The 13,248-nt window shown below is 41.6% G+C and carries 17 protein-coding genes; 12 read left to right on the forward strand and 5 right to left on the reverse strand.

From position 1 onward, the window contains the following. The first annotated feature begins 16 nt into the window (after positions 1–16). The 6 genes from VJY63_RS05740 (at position 17) to VJY63_RS05765 (ending at position 3,306) form a co-directional block, all read left to right on the forward strand. Positions 17–679, forward strand: a complete 663-nt coding sequence (locus VJY63_RS05740; RefSeq protein WP_324048919.1) for a Bax inhibitor-1/YccA family protein — start codon at positions 17–19, stop codon at positions 677–679. A 20-nt stretch (positions 680–699) separates the two neighbouring features. Then, entirely contained in the window at positions 700–1,098 is a 399-nt protein-coding gene (gene tusD / locus VJY63_RS05745; protein WP_324048920.1) for a sulfurtransferase complex subunit TusD, read from the forward strand. Next, positions 1,098–1,502 (forward strand): sulfurtransferase complex subunit TusC, encoded by a 405-nt coding sequence (gene tusC / locus VJY63_RS05750; protein WP_324048922.1) that lies wholly within the window; start codon positions 1,098–1,100, stop codon positions 1,500–1,502. Before tusD ends, tusC begins: the two co-directional genes overlap by 1 nt. 21 nt (positions 1,503–1,523) lie before the next feature. Next, entirely contained in the window at positions 1,524–1,802 is a 279-nt protein-coding gene (gene tusB / locus VJY63_RS05755; protein WP_324048924.1) for a sulfurtransferase complex subunit TusB, read from the forward strand. A gap of 1 nt (position 1,803) precedes the next feature. Next, on the forward strand, positions 1,804–2,130 hold the full coding sequence (locus VJY63_RS05760) for a TusE/DsrC/DsvC family sulfur relay protein (RefSeq protein WP_324048926.1): 327 nt from the start codon (positions 1,804–1,806) through the stop codon (positions 2,128–2,130). Positions 2,131–2,214: 84 nt separating this feature from the next. Next, the gene (locus VJY63_RS05765; RefSeq protein ID WP_324048928.1) at positions 2,215–3,306 is read left to right on the forward strand and encodes a 3-deoxy-7-phosphoheptulonate synthase; all 1,092 of its coding nucleotides are present in this window, start codon (positions 2,215–2,217) and stop codon (positions 3,304–3,306) included. Between the two features lie 98 nt (positions 3,307–3,404). On the opposite strand, the gene VJY63_RS05770 is transcribed toward VJY63_RS05765, so the two are convergent. After that, on the reverse strand, positions 3,405–4,130 hold the full coding sequence (locus VJY63_RS05770) for a DUF5610 domain-containing protein (RefSeq protein WP_324048930.1): 726 nt from the start codon (positions 4,128–4,130) through the stop codon (positions 3,405–3,407). A gap of 78 nt (positions 4,131–4,208) precedes the next feature. Next, complete coding sequence (locus VJY63_RS05775; protein ID WP_324048932.1) at positions 4,209–4,604, reverse strand: prepilin-type N-terminal cleavage/methylation domain-containing protein; 396 nt, start codon at positions 4,602–4,604, stop codon at positions 4,209–4,211. A gap of 86 nt (positions 4,605–4,690) precedes the next feature. On the opposite strand from VJY63_RS05775, the gene pilB reads away from it, so the two are divergent. From pilB to VJY63_RS05790, 3 genes are read left to right on the forward strand one after another with little or no spacing between them, the layout of a single operon-like run. Then, positions 4,691–6,424, forward strand: a complete 1,734-nt coding sequence (gene pilB, locus VJY63_RS05780; protein ID WP_324048934.1) for a type IV-A pilus assembly ATPase PilB — start codon at positions 4,691–4,693, stop codon at positions 6,422–6,424. Between the two features lie 29 nt (positions 6,425–6,453). Next, positions 6,454–7,539, forward strand: coding sequence for a type II secretion system F family protein (locus tag VJY63_RS05785; protein WP_324048936.1), 1,086 nt, complete (start codon positions 6,454–6,456; stop codon positions 7,537–7,539). Continuing rightward, positions 7,536–8,405 carry an A24 family peptidase gene (locus VJY63_RS05790; RefSeq protein WP_324048938.1) on the forward strand — a complete coding sequence of 290 codons (870 nt, stop codon included), beginning with the start codon at positions 7,536–7,538 and terminating at the stop codon, positions 8,403–8,405. The genes VJY63_RS05785 and VJY63_RS05790 overlap by 4 nt, the downstream gene beginning before the upstream one ends. A gap of 1 nt (position 8,406) precedes the next feature. On the opposite strand, the gene VJY63_RS05795 is transcribed toward VJY63_RS05790, so the two are convergent. The 3 genes from VJY63_RS05795 to VJY63_RS05805 are packed head-to-tail and all read right to left on the reverse strand — an operon-like array spanning position 8,407 to position 11,300. Further along, entirely contained in the window at positions 8,407–9,729 is a 1,323-nt protein-coding gene (locus VJY63_RS05795) for a replication-associated recombination protein A (protein WP_324048940.1), read from the reverse strand. 2 nt (positions 9,730–9,731) lie between these two features. Beyond that, a complete protein-coding gene (gene lolA / locus VJY63_RS05800; protein ID WP_324048942.1) occupies positions 9,732–10,376 on the reverse strand; it encodes an outer membrane lipoprotein chaperone LolA in 645 nt (214 codons plus the stop codon). Between the two features lie 12 nt (positions 10,377–10,388). Continuing rightward, positions 10,389–11,300: a DNA translocase FtsK 4TM domain-containing protein gene (locus VJY63_RS05805; protein WP_324048944.1), complete on the reverse strand. Its 912-nt coding sequence runs from the start codon at positions 11,298–11,300 to the stop codon at positions 10,389–10,391. Between the two features lie 107 nt (positions 11,301–11,407). Between VJY63_RS05805 and aat the strand changes: the two genes are divergently transcribed. The 3 genes from aat (at position 11,408) to infA (ending at position 13,156) form a co-directional block, all read left to right on the forward strand. Continuing rightward, positions 11,408–12,079, forward strand: coding sequence for a leucyl/phenylalanyl-tRNA--protein transferase (gene aat / locus VJY63_RS05810; RefSeq protein WP_324048946.1), 672 nt, complete (start codon positions 11,408–11,410; stop codon positions 12,077–12,079). Between the two features lie 27 nt (positions 12,080–12,106). Then, positions 12,107–12,835 (forward strand): arginyltransferase, encoded by a 729-nt coding sequence (locus VJY63_RS05815; protein WP_324048948.1) that lies wholly within the window; start codon positions 12,107–12,109, stop codon positions 12,833–12,835. Between the two features lie 102 nt (positions 12,836–12,937). After that, on the forward strand, positions 12,938–13,156 hold the full coding sequence (gene infA / locus VJY63_RS05820; RefSeq protein ID WP_027849523.1) for a translation initiation factor IF-1: 219 nt from the start codon (positions 12,938–12,940) through the stop codon (positions 13,154–13,156). The last annotated feature ends 92 nt before the right edge of the window (positions 13,157–13,248 follow it).

A 13,248-nucleotide genomic window follows, 5' to 3' on the forward strand; every position in this document is an offset into this window, starting at 1 on the left:
TTGCAGGAGAAAAACTATGCGTTACGACGCTCCGATTAGCCATTCAGCTTCCAATGCCATTAGTGTTGCAGCACAAAAAGTGCTACGCAACACCTATATGCTCTTGGGCATGACCTTAGCCTTTAGTGCGCTAACCGCTTATTTTTCTTTAGTTTCTGGTTTACGCCTTAATATTATTGTGTTTATTGTTGGCGTTTACGGCTTAATGTTCTTAACCAATAAACTAGCCGACTCTGCTTGGGGCTTACTCAGCGTATTTGCTTTTACGGGTTTTATGGGGTTATCACTAGGCCCTATTCTTGCTATGTACCTAGGCGCTGGCATGGGCGATGTAGTTGTTTCCGCACTTTCTATGACCGCTTTTGTGTTTTTTGGCTTGTCTGCTTTTGCACTCATCACCAAAAAAGATTTTGATTTTATGGGCAAGTTCTTAATGGTCGGTGGTTTAGTCTTAATGGCTGGCGTTATTGCTAACTTGTTTCTTGGTTTAACTGGCCTACACCTAGCCATTAGTGCAGGTTTTGTAATTTTCTCATCAGCCATGATTTTGTTCCAAACAGGGCAGATAGTAAACGGCGGCGAAACTAACTACATTCGTGCAACCGTTACCTTATTTGTTTCTATCTATAACTTGTTCCTAAGCCTGCTGTCGTTGCTAGGTATGGGCAGTAATGACTAGTGGTTTAAAACCAGACTAAAATGACAGATAAGACGTTTACTCTAAATATCTGTGGGGCACCTTACGCCAGTTCGGCGCCCCTTTCTGCTTTGCGTTTTGCTAAAGCCGCTTTAGCAGCTGGGCATACCATTCAGCGGGTATTTTTTTATCAAGAAGGCGTAATGCTAGCCAATGCTTTAAGCTGCCCACCGCAAGATGAAATTAACCTCACCAAAGCATGGCAAACTTTAGCAACAGCACATCAGTTAGAGCTAACCATTTGCGTTGCAGCAGCATTAAAACGGGGCATTGTGGATGCTAAAGAAGCGGCACGTTTTGGCTTAGCCCATCACAACTTGGCTGAAGGCTTTGTATTAACCGGCTTAGGTCAGTTAGTCGATGGCATGGCAAACGCCGATAGAACAGTGACATTTAGCTGATGAATGATTCGCTTAATACCGCTAAAAAAACTGCGGCTAACGAAACCAATTTCGACTTATTAGTAGTTTTCACCCAACCGCCTTTAACCGCTAGCTTTCCTAAAGAAGCTTTAGACCTTGCCTTAGTCAGCAGCACGTTTGAACAGCGCACTGGATTGGTTTTTTTAGGCGCAGGGGTTTTGCAGCTACATACCATGCAACAGCCCGATCTTCTAAATTTAAAAGGTACGCAAGCGATGCTAAAAGCCTTGGCGCTGTATGATATTGACCAAGTATTTGTAGAACAGCAGGCACTACTAGATTACAACTTAACCGCAGCAGAATTACTATTACCCGTTCAAATTTGTAATAGTGAACAGCTACAACAACACCTAGCAACTAGCCGTAACCTATTAACTTTTTAACACTTATTAAATAGCAAAATTATGGCAACGCTCCATCAACTAAACGCACCCCACAAACTCGCTAACTGCTTAAAGTTATTAGCTGCTACCGACTGTTTGCTATTAATTGAATCAGCGGTAGTATTGGCCGTTAATACTACTTTTTTGCAGCAGTTACCTAGCAGCGTTAAGGTTTTAGCCCTGAGTAGCGATTTACAAGCACGCGGGTTATTAGCCGCTTGCCCAACAACCATTAAAGTCATTAGCGATACACAATGGGTTGTTGCCACCTTGGAGGCAGACCGTGTTTGTAGCTGGTAAAATGGCAAAGGAAATAGCACTGCCTGCGTTAGACCCTGAAGGCTTTTTAGTCGATTTAAACCACTGGACACCCGCAGTGGCTAAACTGCTGGCAGCACAAGATGCAATACAGCTAACGTCTGAACATTTAGACATTATTTTATTATTACGTGATTTCTACCAAACCTACCAATTATCACCCGCTATGCGACCTTTAACTAACTACCTACGCCAACATTTAGCGGCTGAAAAAACCAGCAGTATTTATTTAATGCAGCTGTTTGGACAAAGTCCTGCCAAAGCAATGGCACGTTATGCAGGATTACCCAAGCCAGATAACTGTTTATAATGGCTTTAAATTGCTTATAGGCAGTGCAATAAAATACAATGGGGTCATTATTTTGCAAACTTTAAGGAAAATAGGAAGCTATCCATGTCCGACAATAAGCGAATACACAACCTTAACGTTGTTTCGCAAGAAGTGTTAATTACACCCGACCGTTTAAAAGAAAAAGTACCTTTAACTGCCAGTGCAGAACAAACGGTTTATGAAGGTCGCCAAGTTATTCAAAATATTTTAGACCGTGAAGATCCTCGCTTATTTGTGGTAATTGGGCCTTGCTCGATTCACGATGTCGATGCAGCCCTAGACTATGCTAAGCGCCTTAAAGCACTGTCTGAGAAGGTGGGTGATGCGCTGTATTTAGTGATGCGGGTGTACTTTGAAAAGCCACGTACTACGGTAGGTTGGAAAGGTTTGATTAATGATCCACACATGGATGACACCTTCCAAATTGAAGAAGGCTTGCATATTGGTCGTAAGCTTTTGGTTGATTTATCTGAACTTGGCCTGCCTTTGGCCACTGAAGCACTCGACCCTATTTCACCTCAGTATATGCAAGATTGTATTGCTTGGAGCGCCATAGGTGCGCGTACCACCGAATCACAAACGCATCGCGAAATGTCCAGTGGTTTGTCTTGCCCCGTTGGCTTTAAAAATGGTACCGACGGCGGCTTAGAAGTAGCGATTAATGCCCTTAAATCTATGGCACACTCACATAACTTTTTAGGCATTAATACCCAAGGTCAAGTCGCTATTATTCGCACCAAGGGTAATAAATACGGTCACGCTGTATTGCGCGGCGGTAATGGTAAGCCCAACTATGATTCAGTCAGTGTTAAGTTGTGCGAAAAAGATTTAGCTAAAGCCGGTCTTGCCAACAACATTATGATTGATTGCAGCCATGCCAACTCGAATAAAGATGCCAGTCTGCAAACACTAGTATTAGAAAATGTGACCCACCAAATTTTAGACGGCAACCAATCCATCCTAGGCTTGATGGTTGAATCTAATATTGGCTTTGGTAATCAGTCCATTCCAGCCGATAAAAGCCAGTTAAAATACGGCGTATCAGTTACCGATGCTTGCATTGATTGGGAAACTACTGAAAAATCGATGTTTGAAATGGCTGACAAGTTGCGCCCTATTTTGGAAGAGCGCCGCTTAAAAGCTAAGCAAGCTTAATTAAAACGTATTAATCAAAAAAAGTTAACAAAAAAGGTCGGGCACTTAAAGTGATCCGACCTTTTTATTAACAACTTATCTAGCACTCACTAAAGTGATTATTCACCAGCCACTTCAGGCTTAGCACTCGTATCCTCAAACAAAGGCTTATCTTCTGCTTGAGGTTTATCAATGTTCAGCATTTTTTCGCGGAAGGCTTCAAGTTTTTCGAATACAAGTTTTTGTGTTGTTTCAACAGTCTCTTTTACACCGCCTTCAAAAGCATTAAAACCTTTTAGGATATCAACGGCTTCACCCATACCTTTTTTTAAGGCTGGCGTAATTAAATTCATATACTTATCAACCACTTCTTCATTACTTAAACTGGCATTTTTTTCTTTAAATGTTTCAAAATAACTGGTTGCACCAGTAATAATACGATCCGATGTTTTTTCAGATGACCAGTAATCTTCTTGGCCTTTAATGCCCGACGTTTTATCAACCAGTTTTTGTAAGCTAAAACTGTCATCACCCAATTCCTTTTTTAGGATGTCTTCAATTGCAATGGTTGTTTCTTGAGCAAGAATACGCATCGCATTACTATCAGCTTTAGTATTCTTACCAAACATAGTATCTAACAAGCTTTTCTTATTCGCTAACGCAGTGGCTTCAGCCTGCTTAGTAAATTCAACTTTCTCTTCTTCAGTAAACTTAGTTTTAACATCAGTAGGCTTAGCTTCGACTTCAGCAGGCTTAGTATCGCCAATTGCTGAATTTTTATTATTAGACGTTTTAGGCGCAAGATTAGATGAAGCATTCGATAAAGAAATGTTTTGAGTCGACATAAATATAAACCCCTTAAAAAGTTTTAAAAACTTTAACTGCTTAAATCAAGTATCGGCACAAGGCAGTAAAACTTTAAATTAACCACCACTAACCGTTTCGCAGCCTTTAATAACAACACCCTCGCCATCACCCGTATCTTTAGCATTAGCGCACGTCCAAACACCGTCTGAAGTACGCGAAAGCGTAATGGCGTTTTTGGCTAAACTCGACGCAGGTGCAGTACCACCTAAAGTAATACCGCTATTAATAAAAGTATCGCCTAAACTTGTTTCTAAATTAGCATCACTCGTGCCACTAAAAATTTCGGCATCAATCACCGTTTGAAAAATTCGTACGGCAGCATAATCAGCCATAACTTGCGCCTTATCAATGTAGCTTTGATATTGAGGCACGGCTACTGCTGACAAAATACCAATAATGGCAATAACTACCAATAATTCAATTAACGTAAATCCTTGTTGTATCGTTTTCATTTTTGCATCTCCCTAAGATTAATCTAAGCTAAATACACCACCTGCTAACGCTTAACATTTAGTTCTTAACATAAGGATTTGTTGCCATGCCTAATTTACCTAACATTTCTAATTTACCTAATCCTACGGCTTTAAATGCCTTGGCTAGGCGATTAGTCAATGAAGGCTTACTAAATGAACAGCAAGCATTGGTTGCCCAGTCTGAAGCCCAGCAAAAAAACCAACTGTTTATTCATTATTTAAGTACTACCAAGCAGATCAACGGTGATTTACTCGCTTTTTTAGTAGCCGAAGAGTTTGGTTTGCCTTATTTAGATTTAGACACTTTTAACACGCGCTACCTACCAAAAAAAGTAGTTGACGAACAAGTGTTACGCAAGCATCAAGCACTGCCTTTATTGCTTAAAAACAACATTCTTAACTTAGCACTGGCAACACCAACCAACCTTGCAGCGCTGGATGAGATTCAATTTCAAACCGGATTAATAATTCATCCCATCATCGTTGCTAAAAACAAATTGCTTAAAATGCTAGAAACTTCGTTAGAAGCTGATACCAGTACGTTGGATGATTTAGAAAGTATTGAGCTAGAAGCGCAGCAATTGGATAGCGATTTCGTTAATAATGACGAGGACTTTGCTATAGGCGGAAAGCAAGATGATGCACCGATTATTAAGTTTGTTAACAAAATAATGCTCGATGCGGTGCAACGAGGCGCTTCTGATATTCACTTTGAGCCATTTGAACACAGCTACCGCATTCGTAGCCGTATTGATGGCATTTTACATGAAATCACACGCCCACCCTTGTCATTACATAGCAAATTAGCCGCACGCATTAAAGTAATGGCGCGACTTAACATTGCTGAACGTCGCCTACCACAAGATGGCAGTATTAAATTAAAACTGTCTATAACGCGCAGCTTAGATTTTCGTGTCAATACTTTGCCCACCTTATGGGGCGAAAAAATCGTATTACGCATTTTAGATGGCAATGCCGCCAAACTGGGCATAGAACAACTAGGCTTTGAACCTGAACAACAGCGCCTTTATGAAGCAGCTCTTGCTAATCCACACGGTTTAATTCTAGTCACTGGCCCAACTGGGAGCGGTAAAACTGTCAGTTTGTACACTGGCTTAAATATTTTAAATACACCGCAGCGCAATATAGCCAGTGTTGAAGACCCCATTGAAATCAATATGGAAGGCATTAACCAAGTCAATGTAAACCCTAAAGTAGGCCTAGATTTTGCTGCTGCTTTACGGGCTTTTTTACGCCAAGATCCCGACGTACTAATGGTGGGTGAAATACGTGACTTAGAAACCGCTGAAATTGCGATTAAGGCAGCACAAACCGGCCATTTAGTGCTATCAACGCTGCATACCAATTCTGCAGCGGCCACCATTAATCGCCTATTTAATATGGGTATTCCTGCTTATAACCTAGCCACGTCTTTACAATTAATTATTGCTCAACGCCTTGCTAGAAAACTTTGTAGAAAATGCAAAATAACCTGCGACACACCGCAATCAGCGTTACTTAAACTGGGGTTTAGCGAACAACAATTAATCAAAAATACCCGCTATAAGGCGCTGGGCTGTGACCAATGCACAGCGGGTTATCAAGGCCGTTTAGGTATTTATGAGGTGGTTAAAATCACGCCTGAATTGGCTGATTTAATGCTGCAAGGCGCTGATCCAAGGGCGATAGAAACTAAAGCACAGCAGCAAGGTTTTTTTGATTTACGCGCGGCTGGACGTAACAAAGTATTAGCCGGTCTAACCAGTGTTGATGAATTAATCCGTGTAACCATGAACTAATGAAAATAAAGAACAAAGGACTGACTAAAATGACTAAAAAACCGCATAAAACTCATGTATTTAACTTAACCTTGGGCAATAAAATTGTTACCCGCGATATAGCGATCTTTTCACGCCAACTCGCCACCATGATTAAAGCGGGTGTACCAATGGTACAAGCTTTTTCAATAGCCATTGAAGGGCAAACTAAACCCAGTATGCGCTCTTTATTAATGCATTTACGTGACCAAATTACAGCCGGTATGCCAGTCGCTCAAGCGCTGCGTAAACACCCTAAAGTATTTGATGCACTGTTTTGTAGCTTAGTTGAAGCGGGTGAAAATTCTGGCACACTAGACACCATGTTAGAACGCGTTGCACTTTATAAAGAACGCATGGAATCGTTAAAAAACAAAATTAAAAAAGCCCTGTATTACCCTGTTTTTGTGCTACTCATTGGCTTGGGTGTTTCGGCTTTACTGCTGATTAAGGTCGTTCCAGAATTTGAAAAAATGTTTGCTGGTTTTGGTGCCGATTTACCTGCTTTTACCCAGCTAGTCGTCAATATGTCGCGCTTTATGCAGGCATGGGGGCATCTAGTATTAGGCGGCATGATGGCTTTAATTTATAGTATTTCAATGCTAAAAAGGCGCTACCCTAGCGTTAACTTACGCTTAAACCGCTGGGCGCTGCGCTTACCGATTATGGGTCAACTGCTGCATAAATCCTCGGTAGCACGTTTTGCACGCACACTGGCAACGTCTTTTATGGCAGGTGTCACTTTAGTGGATGCTTTAGAAGCAGCAGGCAAATCAACCGGCAATGTTATTTATAATCGCCATGTACAACAAATACGCAAAGACGTTTCTATCGGTCAACCATTAAATTTTGCTATGCGTAATGGACAACTATTTCCAACTATGGTTAACCAAATGGTGGCTATTGGTGAAGAATCTGGCGCATTAGACACGATGCTATCTAAAGTGGCTGATTTTTATGAAGAAGAAGTGAATAATTTGGTGGAAAGCATGACCAGTCTATTAGAACCCTTGGTGATTGTGTTACTAGGAATCATTGTTGGCGGTTTGGTAATTGCCATGTACCTACCCATTTTTCAAATGGGTAGTATTTTATGAACCTAGATTCTATAAAGCAAAGCTTGAGCTTGTGGCCGACCGAGCTTTGGTTGCTGTTTATAACTCTGCTGGGCTTGGTGCTGGCAAGTTTTATTAACGTGGTTATTTACCGTTTACCCTTAATTTTACGCCGTGAATGGGGCGAAACAAATTTGCCAGAAATCTCACTTAGCTGGCCTTCGTCCCACTGCCCTAAGTGTAAAACCCCTTTAAGCTGGAGACACAACTTGCCTTTAGTTAGTTGGTTAATTCAGCAAGGCTGCTGTGTTAAGTGCAAACAGAAAATCTCGCTGCAATACCCACTGGTGGAACTGGCCGGTGGTAGTTTGGCTTTATTAATTGCTTGGCGCTTTGGCGCTAATTTAAGCAGTTTAGTTTATTTAGGTTTTGCTTTAAGCCTTTTAGCCTTAGCAGTGATAGACGCACAAACCCAATTATTACCCGATAAAATTACCCTTCCCTTAGTTTGGGCGGGACTAACTTGGCATTGGGTCTTTTCTTCTAGCCAAATGTTTGACCAAGCCTTTTTAGGCGCTTTGTTGGGTTATTTATCCTTATGGAGTTTGTTCTGGGTCTTTAAGCTATTAACTGGGCGTGAAGGCATGGGTTATGGCGATTTTAAACTGCTTGCCGCTATCGGTGCTTGGTTAGGCGCACCCGCTTTAGTACCCGTAGTTATGCTGGCTTCTATATCAGGTTTGTTAGTGGCGTTAGTTTTAAAGCTAAATGCTAAATGGCAAGGGCAGGCTTTACCCTTTGGCCCGCATCTAGTGATTGGCTGTTTAGTGTTGTTAATTGGTGGGCAAGAGTTAGCAGGCTGGTTAGGTTTGGGTGCTTGGTTAGAAATTACTAGCTGGGCGTTTTAGGTTAATTTTTGGCTTGGTCATCTAACTGCCTTAAATAACGCATTTTCTCTGCAATTTTTATTTCTAGCCCTCTTTCTACAGGCTGATAAAAGCTGCTGTCTTCTAGCTGCTGGGGCAAATAAACTTCACCAGCGGCATAGCCTTGCGGTTCATCGTGCGCATAACGGTACTCTTGACCATAGCCCAAGTCAGACATTAAATTAGTGGGTGCATTTCTTAGGTGTAAAGGCACTTCATAACTAGGCGTGCTTTTAACAGTTTTCATAGCGGCATTATAAGCCTTGTAAACGGCATTCGACTTGGGCGCTACCGCCAAATAAACCAGCGCATGGGCGATGGCTAATTCACCTTCTGGACTGCCTAAACGGGTTTGCACATCCCATGCATTTAAAGCCAATTGCACGCCTCTTGGGTCAGCATTGCCGATATCTTCACTGGCCATGCGAACCACACGGCGGGCGATATAGAGTGGGTCGCAACCGCCATCGAGCATACGGCAAAACCAATAAAGCGTCGCATCGGGTGATGAACCCCTAACCGATTTATGCAAGGCTGAAATTTGGTCGTAAAACTGCTCACCACCTTTATCAAAACGTCTCAGACTTTCTTGTACTACTTCGGCAACCGTAGCAGCGCTTATTACGCCTTCTTTGGCTAAGTCAGCGGCTATTTCTAAAAAATTCAGTGCTCGACGTGCATCCCCATCGGCAGCAGCGGCCAACAGCTGTAGGCTGTCTTCAGTAACGCTTAGCTGTTGTGCCCCTAGCCCATACTCAGAATCAGTTAGTGCCTTGCTTAACAAGCCTTCTAGCACTTCTGCAGAAATGGGCTTTAACACATAAACTCTGGCACGGGATAAAAGCGCTGAATTTAATTCAAACGAAGGGTTTTCAGTGGTAGCGCCTATAAAGATGAACGTACCGTCTTCTATAAAAGGTAAAAATGCATCTTGCTGCGACTTATTAAAGCGGTGTACTTCATCCACAAAAAGCAGTGTGGGCTTATTGCTAAAACGGCGTTTTTCTTGTGCTTCGTTTACTGCTTCTCGAATTTCTTTTACACCGCTCATGACTGCTGAAAGGCTAGTAAAACTTAAGCCAGCCAGTTCCGCCAACAAGCGAGCTAAGGTAGTTTTGCCAACCCCAGGTGGCCCCCATAAAATCATCGAATGCAACTGACCGGCTTCTAAGGCTTGGCGTAGTGATTTGTCTTTGCCTAACAGGTGCTCTTGACCTAGGTAGTCATCAAGTTTACGTGGGCGCATTCTTGCAGCTAGCGGTTGCCAAGCAAGATTAGGCTTATCTGCAAACAAATCGTCTAGCATGACTATTCCTGAATCACATCCACATGAGGCGGTACTTCAAATTCAAATATTTGGTTATCAAGCGGCTGGTTAAACTGCGTAATGGTTAAATCAACACGGGTTTTTTGACCTAGGCTATCGGTTAGCTGTAGGGCGCTAATACGTCCTTCGACAAAGTCTAAGCTAAGCTCTTCAAACAGGCTGTCTTGCTGTAGGGGTATTAAATCAAACACCACTCGCTTTCCTGTTTCAGTTGCATTAATAGAAAAATGCTTGGTTAAATCACTCGCTTCACCCGACAAAATAATGGCTGGGCTTTGAGTTGAACGTTCATCTAGGGTTTGAATGGTGACTTGCTCTAAATCAGGATCATAAACCCATAAAGTTGTGCCATTAGAAACTAAAACCTGTGGGAAGGGTTGTTCGGTGCTCCAATAAAAACGCCCTGGTTTTGCTAAGCGCATAGAGCCTTGTGCCTCTTGCAGGCGTTGCCCACGCGCATCAATCGTTAGCTGTTTAAAATGGCCTTCCAGCGTTTGCATTGCTTGTAGATAGCCTTGTAATTTTTCAGCAGCATCGGACTTTTCAGCAAAAAGATGCCCACTTAACATCATTAACAGCAGCAGCATTAACGCTAGACTTATTTTTTTAAACATTTTTTGAAGCATAAGAAAGCCCTTTTAGTGACTGGATGGTTTAGACGACAAAAAACTTAGCAATTGACGTTGCCCATTAGATTGAAGTGGCGAAATTAAACCTTTTTTTTCCATACGGTCAATTAAGCCAGCGGCTGTGTCGTAATCTAACTCAAAATGCCTTTGTAAAACAGAAACAGAAGCCCGACGGCTTTCAAAAATAAATGCCAAAGCAGCGGCATACAACTGATCCTCTGTTTGCTTGTTACTGATAAAGTCAACAGGTGAATAGTTGTCAGTTAATTCAGTGGTATTAGTTAAACTCGATTCTACTGGTGTTATTTCAGGCGGGTTAGATAAACTAAAATGCACCCAATAATCAGTTATTTTTTTTGATTGCTGTATTAAAAAGTAACCTACCTCATCCATTATTGTTAACCAAGACCAGCCGCTAATTAAAGACAGTCCTAATAAAACATGACCGAAAAAAAATAAAGCTACACCCAAAGGGCTAAATAAAGGTCTAACTAAAGCGGCTAAACTTTCACCCAAAATACCCCCCGCACCATAAGGAAGTTCTGGTGCAAAAGAATGACCAGAGGAAAGAGCGGTTGTGCCAACCATTAACAACACAAAACCTAAGCAACGAATGGAAGGAATAAAAGGATTCCAATTAGCTTTTTGCCAAGGCTTATAAAAAATTTGTACCGCAAGGTAAATAAGTATGATAACGAACAACCAAGCAGCAACACCTGCCAAGGAGAAAAGAAAATCAGCTAACCAAGAGCCCGCTAATCCCATTAGATTATTGGCAATCGGCAGACTTACACCATTCCAACCCGAATCAGCTGAATGAAAGCTAAACAGCACCAGCAACAGCAGTAAAGCCACCAAAAGTAACAATAGAACACTGACTTCGTGCAGCGCTTTTATTAATTTAATGAAAAGCTGGGGCATGATTAAAAAAACCTACGGCTTGTTGCTAAGTGAGATAAAGTCTTATGATCGTATTTTTCTTAATGGATTTTTTATTATATAACAACTAATAGGTAGCAGGATCATTCATGCTTGAAATTTGGCAACTTGATAAAACACTTTGGTTTCCTTCGCCTAACTTAGCCTTAAAAGAACCTAATGGACTACTGGCTTTTGGCGGTGACTTGTCACCTGAACGTCTATTACTGGCTTATGAGCAGGGAATTTTCCCTTGGTTTAATGAAGACGAACCACCCCTTTGGTGGTCACCTGCACCACGCATGGTACTTTATCCAACCGACATTAAAATAAGTCGCAGTTTAAATAAACGCTTAAAACGTGAAGAATTCCAAATAAGTTTTGATACCTGCTTTGCACAAGTCATTAACCAGTGTGCTATTTCACGCCAAGCCACAACAGGTACTTGGATTAGCGCCGACATTCAAACAGCCTACAACCAATTACACCAACAAGGCTACGCCCATTCGGTGGAAGTTTGGCAAGATAAACAGCTTGTTGGCGGACTGTATGGTTTAGCTTTGGGTGGTATTTTTTTTGGTGAATCCATGTTTAGTAAAGTAAGCGATGCCTCTAAAATCGCTTTAGTAAAGTTAAGCCAACATTTACAGCAGCAGGGTTTTAGCTTGATTGACTGCCAAGTTTATAGCGATCATTTAGCCAGCCTAGGCGCTGCACAAATTAGCCGTGAACTTTTTTTACACACTTTGGCTGAAGCAACCGCTGCTAACATTTATTTTTAAGGTCAACGTTTAAAGGGGTATTGGCAAATGAGCACACTTAACTCGCAAGCCGTTGCACTGCGGTTTTACCAGACGCAGCCTCATGCTTGCAGTTATTTGGATAACCAAGAAGCCGTTACGCTATTTTTAGATCCAGATCAAAAAGTAACGGCAGAAATTTATGATGTGCTAACACAGGCCGGTTTTCGGCGCAGCGGTCAGCATCTGTATCGTCCTCAATGCAACGCCTGTGATGCCTGTAAATCGGTTAGAGTTAAGGTGGCTGATTTTCAGCCTTCACGCCAACAACGTAGGACTTTTAAACGCAATCAAGATTTAAGTTCGACAGTAGTGTCTACGGATTTTAACGAAGAACACTATCAACTTTATGAACGTTATTTAAACAGCCGCCATGCCGATGGAGATATGCACCCAGCCACTAAAGAGCAGTTCTGTAGTTTCTTACTGGTGGATCAAAGTGGGTCTAACTTAGTTGAGTTTCGTGATGCTAGTGGTAAATTAGTGGCGGTTGCGGCCATTGATAAACTACAAGATGGCTTATCAGCCATTTATACTTTTTTTGATCCGCAAGAAAAAAACCGCAGCTTGGGTGTTTTTGCTATACTCTGGCAGCTAAAGCAAGCAGCTGAAATGCAATTACCCTATCTTTATCTAGGTTATTGGATTAAAGCTTGTCGAAAAATGAACTATAAGCAAGACTATCAGCCACTAGAAATACGTCATCAACAAATGTGGCAGCCCTTCAACGAAAACTAAATTAGTTACTATTATTCCACTTATCCGCTTTGTTTTTGCTCTTTTTGAAAAAATGAGGCAAAATGCACGCGGTTTTTTCAAATAAATAGAGGTTTATGCCGAATGGCAAAAGAAGATCATATTGAAATGGAAGGTGTTATTATCGACACTTTACCTAATACCATGTTCCGTGTAGAACTAGAAAACGGTCACGTTTTGACTGCCCACATTTCTGGCAAGATGCGTAAAAATTACATCCGTATTCTTACTGGCGATAAGGTTAAAGTTGAGCTATCACCTTACGACCTGACTAAAGGCCGTATTACTTACCGCGCTCGCTAATTTTTACTAACCGGCTCAAAAGCCGGTTTAAAAATAAGCAACAAGTCCGTTAGTAAATAAGCTTTTACTTAACAAGCAATTCCTTTTGCTGT

This window comes from Marinospirillum sp. (assembly GCF_035271045.1).
In the GTDB taxonomy this organism is placed as follows: domain Bacteria; phylum Pseudomonadota; class Gammaproteobacteria; order Pseudomonadales; family Halomonadaceae; genus Marinospirillum.